General features: G+C 61.0%; 5 protein-coding genes. All 5 read right to left on the bottom strand.

Annotated features, from left to right (window positions below; all coding sequences use genetic code 11):
* Positions 1-152: single-stranded DNA-binding protein (locus tag NS184_RS16530; RefSeq protein WP_152998287.1), on the bottom strand; the 152-nt coding region annotated here is incomplete at its 3' end.
* A complete protein-coding gene (locus NS184_RS18465) occupies positions 152-313 on the bottom strand; it encodes a hypothetical protein (protein ID WP_193750537.1) in 162 nt (53 codons plus the stop codon). The genes NS184_RS16530 and NS184_RS18465, both read right to left, overlap by 1 nt.
* Positions 310-627 (bottom strand): hypothetical protein, encoded by a 318-nt coding sequence (locus NS184_RS16525; RefSeq protein WP_058727173.1) that lies wholly within the window; start codon positions 625-627, stop codon positions 310-312. Before NS184_RS16525 ends, NS184_RS18465 begins: the two co-directional genes overlap by 4 nt.
* Complete coding sequence (locus NS184_RS18460) at positions 617-784, bottom strand: hypothetical protein (RefSeq protein WP_193750535.1); 168 nt, start codon at positions 782-784, stop codon at positions 617-619. Before NS184_RS18460 ends, NS184_RS16525 begins: the two co-directional genes overlap by 11 nt.
* 240 nt (positions 785-1024) lie before the next feature.
* Positions 1025-1344: hypothetical protein (locus tag NS184_RS18615; RefSeq protein ID WP_206556301.1), on the bottom strand; the 320-nt coding region annotated here is incomplete at its 5' end.

Here is a 1344-nt window from a genome sequence, read left to right as displayed (position 1 = left end):
TCGCCGTCCTTCCACTCGTTGTTCTGCCGGTCGAACGTGCGCGGTGTGGAAGCGATCGTGAAGTTCGCGACTGCCTTGCCGTTCTGCGTGTACCTGAGTTCCGGATCGGCGGTGAGGTTGCCGATGACGGTGATGATGGTTTCGTTGGCCATTATTCGTCCTTCTCGCTGATCGTCGTGTTCATCGCATCGCGCAGCTGGCGCAACTCGTTTCGATACCACTCATGCACTGACATCGACGATGCCCAATCATGCTGCACAAATCCGTCAATAATGAGGTTTGCGCGCCGCAATGCGTCCTGCTGCTTACTCATGCTGCTGCCTTCCTTGCCCGGTACGCCGCGATGTCGGCTTCGAGCTGTCTGTCGTGTTCGGTGATGTGTGCGTTGATGGTGCGGTCGGCGTCGGCGAGTTGGAGGCGGTGCACTCGCGCCTCAATGCCATCTGCTTCGAGTGGTTCACGGTCGCGACGTTGCTGCTTCAACCAGTTGTGCGCCTGACGCATCTCGTGGTCCTGCCGTGATCCCGGGCGTTCGTGGTCGAGGTTGCCGTGAACGCGCATCCGTTCCTGCTCGAGTGCTACCGGGTCGATGGAGGCGATGAAGTTCGCCCACGCGTCATCGGTCATCAGGATGCTTCCGGTAGTGCTCGATCCACTGCTGCACTTCCGCTTCGTGCGCGTCACGGTCGAACTCGTACGGTTGCGGCTTCGTCTGCGGTGTCGGCCACACGTCCCAGTTGTTGGTGTCAGTCACAGCGAGTCCGCCGCCTTCCAGCAGTTGCATGGTTGCGATGTTGCATACAGCCATCGACAGGCTCGACCGTGCGGTGCGTTCGCGATGACGGAGCGCAGCTGCTCGATACGGAGTCCAGCATTGACATTCACCGCTGTCAGATCTGCGCGCAATCCGTCGACCTCATCGGCTACCGAACGCAAAGCATCCGCACATTCCGCTTCGTCGTTCCATGAGTGGTGACCTTCGAGCACAGTCGCCAGTGATCGCAGCATGCCTGTATCCACTGAGTCAGTCACGGGGTACGTCCTTCCCAAGCCGTCCGAGCTCGCCGAGGCTGCGCGGATTTTCGATGACGCGGGACTCGATTGCCGCGGCCTGTTTCGCGAACGCTTGGCGGGCTTCTGCGAGCCGTTGAGCGACCGGGGCAGGCAACGGCTCACGTGCAGGCCATGACGCGTCCAGCAGCCCGCGTGCTTTCGCTGAGCGCACGTCTTCCTCGATTGCTGTCGTCGTCTGCCGTGTCAGCACCCGGATCTCCTCCATGAGCACGTCGAGGGACAGGTACGGGCGGGGAGTTGGTTTCCGGTATGGGCTTGGTAAGGATTCGT

Source organism: Curtobacterium luteum (assembly GCF_001475545.1).
GTDB classification, from domain to species: domain Bacteria; phylum Actinomycetota; class Actinomycetes; order Actinomycetales; family Microbacteriaceae; genus Curtobacterium; species Curtobacterium luteum_A.
This window is presented reverse-complemented; position numbering and strand designations above follow the sequence as displayed.

Bases quoted from the DNA above. Each gene is read 5' to 3' on its own strand.
- NS184_RS16525 (WP_058727173.1), bottom strand. From the start codon at position 627: ATGACCGATGACGCGTGGGCGAACTTCATCGCCTCCATCGACCCGGTA.
- NS184_RS18465 (WP_193750537.1), bottom strand. From the start codon at position 313: ATGAGTAAGCAGCAGGACGCATTGCGGCGCGCAAACCTCATTATTGAC.
- NS184_RS18460 (WP_193750535.1), bottom strand. From the start codon at position 784: ATGCAACTGCTGGAAGGCGGCGGACTCGCTGTGACTGACACCAACAAC.